Here is a 3,473-nt window from a genome sequence, read left to right as displayed (position 1 = left end):
CTTTGCGCCGATGATAGTGCTGCAACCAGTGTGAAAGTAGGTTATCGTCAGGCTAATTATTCAGCAGAGCCCGCCCAGTTAAGTCTGGGCGGGCTTTTTGCTTTTGGGCGGCCGACTGCTATAGTCAACACCGGCTCGCCCGGAAATAGCGTGGCCGCCTCCCATCCACATCTTTTCTCTCGGCGGCATATGGAGATACGGCATGGCGAAAGCGACAGGCATGTGCATGGCCGTCAAGCTGAGGCAAACTCCTGTCGTTCTCTACTCGGCAAAATCGATAAGTTTTAGCAGAACGATAGAAGTACTTTATTGCCTCTTCAGGTCCATCAGACGCTCCAGCAAGGGAGCGCTCACATCCGCGATCCGGTCCAGGCTCGCTTCGCGCAGGGCCGCCGCGTCCACCGCGTGTTCGCTGTCCAGTCCGGCCCAGCGCAGCAGCGCGGCGCAAGCGGATGCATTGTCGAACATCCCGTGCAGATAGCTGCCCAGGACCTGGCCGTCGTCCGAGCATGCGCCCTCGGCGCGGCCGTCGATCTCGAATGCCGGACGGGATAGTGCGGCGCCGTTCGATACGCCCATGTGGATTTCGTATCCGCCCACGGCAGCGCCCTCGGACGCCGGATCGAAGACGCAGCAGCCGCAGACCTGCACCAGGCGTTTTTCTCCGGTGAGCGTCGTCTGCAGGTCGAGCAGGCCGAGCGCCTCGGATCGCCCGGCCGCGCCCTCCACACCCAGCGGATCGTCGACGAAGCGCCCCAGCATCTGGAAGCCGCCGCAGATGCCGATCACCTTGCCGCCATAGCGCAGGTGGCGACGGATGGCGTCCGACCAGCCCTGTTGCTTCAGCCAGGCCAGGTCGGCACGCGTGTTCTTGCTGCCAGGGAGGATGATCAGGTCGGCGCCGATGCCGAGGCCAACTCGCGGTTCGCCCTCGCGCACGAAGCGAAGGTCGACGTCGGGGTGAAAGCGCAGCGGGTCGAAGTCGGTGTGGTTGCTCATCCGCGGCGTGCTTGGCACGACCACGCGGAACTTCCCCTCGCGCCGCGTCACGCCCTGCACGGCGTCCTCTGCATCGAGGTAGAGCCCGTGCAGGTAGGGCAGCACCGCCAGCACGGGTTTGCCGGTCTCGCGCTCCAGCCACTCCAGTCCGGGCTCGAGCAGCTTGATGTCGCCGCGGAAGCGGTTGATCACGAAGCCGACGATGCGTTGGCGTTCGCTCTCCGACAGACAGGCGAGGGTGCCGACGAAGTGGGCGAACACGCCGCCGCGGTCGATGTCGGCCACCAGCACGACCGGACAATCGACCGCCTCGGCAAAGCCCATGTTGGCGATGTCGCGGTCGCGCAGATTGATTTCCGCCGGGCTGCCGGCGCCTTCGACCACGATGGCCTCGTACTGCGCCCGCAGCCGCGCATGCGATTCCAGGACCGCGGCCATCGCCACCGTCTTGTACTGGTGGTAGTCGCGCGCATTCATCTCCGCGCGTACGCGGCCATGGATGATGACCTGGGCGCCGGTGTCGCTCGACGGTTTCAACAACACCGGATTGAAATCGGTATGCGGTTCGACGCCGGCGGCGATCGCCTGCAGGGCCTGGGCGCGTCCGATCTCGCCGCCATCCTGCGTGACCGCGCTGTTGAGTGCCATGTTCTGCGGCTTGAACGGCGCGACCTTCACGCCGGCGCGCCTCAAGAGCCGGCACAGTGCGGCGACCACCGTGCTCTTGCCGGCATCGGACGTGGTCCCCTGAATCATCAGGGTGGAGTAAGGGAAGCCTGTCATTTGCTGCGGTGCTGGCGCGCCAGCTCCAGTTTCTCGCACAGCATCGTCGCACCCGCGATCATGCGCGGACCGGAGCGGTTCACGAGGTTGCCGTCGATGGTGAACAGGTTATCGTTGCGCACCGCCAGCAGCGTGCCGTAGGGCTTCCACATACTGACGCCGCCGTAGTTCTTCTCGGCCGTGGCGAAGATCGCTTCTGGATTCTCCTGCAGCACGCCCTCGACGCCGACCACCGGCGCCGTCACCGGCAACTTCGCGAAGATGTTCTCGCCGCCGCACAGGCGCAACGCGTCGCTGACGATGTGCTTGCCGTTGAGGGTGTACAGCGGCTTGTCCCACACCTGGTAGAAGACGCGCACTGTCGGGCGGTTTGCATAACGTCCGCGCAGCTTGGCCAGCTGGCCGCGCAGTCCGGCCGCCGCCGGGCCGGCCACCTTGTCGGTGCCCATCAGCTGCCCGAGCCTGGCGACGCTTTCCGGGATATCGTCGAGCTTTTGCGGCTCGCTGTGGAACAATGGCACCCCGAGCTTGCGCACCATCTCGATCTGGCGCTCCGAGCTGCCGTGCCGCCAGACGACGATCAGGTCCGGCTTGAGCGCCATGATGCGTTCCAGGTCGACCTCGCGGTTGCTGCCGATCTGCGGAATCTTCTTCGCCTCTTCCGGAAAATCGCTGTAGGCGACGACCCCGACCACATGGCTGCCGCCGCCGGCCGCAAACAGCATTTCGGTGACGTGCGGGGCCAGCGAAATTACGCGCTGCGCCGGTTTTTGCAAGCTCACGAGATTGCCGTCGTCGTCCTTGACGGTGATGGTTGCGTGAGCCTGGGTCGCCGCCAGCGCGGCAAGGAAAATCAGTGCTGTCGATGGTTTCATCGCTTGGTCCATTCTTGAAGTGCGTGTTCGACGCGGTCCCAGTCGCGTTCCCGGGACGGCAGGCCGAGGCGGATCCCGCGGGCTCCTTGGCGGAACAGGCGCACCCAGATTGCGTGGCCCGCCATGTGGTCATGAAAATCTTCGGGTCGGTCTTCCGGCCACCAGTGAAACAGCGGCGTGCCGGAGGCCTGGATGCCGTGGTCCGCGAGCAGGTCGCGCAGCCGCGCGCCGTCGCGCGCCAGGCGTTCCCGGGCAGCGTGCTGCCAGCGTGCGTCGCGCAGTGCCGCCAGTGCAATGTGCTGGGCCGGACCGCTGACCGCCCATGGGCCGAGCAGGTCGGCCAATGCCGCCAGCAGCGGCGCCTCGGCCGCCACGAAGCCCAGCCGCAGTCCGGCCAGGCCGAAGAACTTGCCGACCGAGCGCAGCACGACCAGCCCTGGCTGCCCGGCATGCGCGGCGACGCTCAGCGCCGGCGCGGTGTCGCCGAAAGCTTCGTCGACCACCAGCCAGCCGCCGCGTGCCGCCAGTGCAAGCGCCCAGCGTAGCAGGACTGCGGGCGGGACGACGTCTCCGGTCGGGTTGTTCGGATTGCAGACCACGACGACGTCGCTGTCCTGCACCGCATCGTCGAGCATGGAATAGCCGGCCTGGCGTAGCGAATGCCCATGCAGCGACCAGTGATGGGCGTGTTCGGCATACGAGGGCGCGGCCACCGTCACCCGCGAGGGCGCCCGCAGCCGCGGCAGGGCCTGGATCGCCGCCTGGGTGCCGGCGACCGGCAGCAGCGCAGGCGCGCCGTAATAGGCGCACGCGGCA

Annotated in this window: 4 protein-coding genes; 1 reads left to right on the top strand and 3 read right to left on the bottom strand. The window is 66.5% G+C overall.

The window, feature by feature from the left end; all coding sequences use genetic code 11:
• The coding region (locus tag ACI48D_RS25860; RefSeq protein ID WP_435574110.1) for a hypothetical protein at nucleotides 1-288 on the top strand (288 nt) is incomplete at its 5' end.
• An 18-nt stretch (nucleotides 289-306) separates the two neighbouring features.
• On the opposite strand, the gene ACI48D_RS25855 is transcribed toward ACI48D_RS25860, so the two are convergent.
• The 3 genes from ACI48D_RS25855 to ACI48D_RS25845 all read right to left on the bottom strand — a co-directional run.
• Nucleotides 307-1,782 carry a cobyric acid synthase gene (locus tag ACI48D_RS25855; protein WP_435574109.1) on the bottom strand — a complete coding sequence of 492 codons (1,476 nt, stop codon included), beginning with the start codon at nucleotides 1,780-1,782 and terminating at the stop codon, nucleotides 307-309.
• A complete protein-coding gene (locus ACI48D_RS25850) occupies nucleotides 1,779-2,657 on the bottom strand; it encodes a cobalamin-binding protein (RefSeq protein ID WP_435574108.1) in 879 nt (292 codons plus the stop codon). Before ACI48D_RS25850 ends, ACI48D_RS25855 begins: the two co-directional genes overlap by 4 nt.
• Nucleotides 2,654-3,473 (bottom strand): aminotransferase class I/II-fold pyridoxal phosphate-dependent enzyme (locus tag ACI48D_RS25845; protein WP_435574107.1); only part of this gene is annotated, 820 nt, incomplete at its 5' end. The genes ACI48D_RS25850 and ACI48D_RS25845, both read right to left, overlap by 4 nt.

It is taken from the genome of Massilia sp. LXY-6 (genome assembly GCF_051233485.1).
GTDB lineage: Bacteria > Pseudomonadota > Gammaproteobacteria > Burkholderiales > Burkholderiaceae_D > Telluria.
This window is presented reverse-complemented; position numbering and strand designations above follow the sequence as displayed.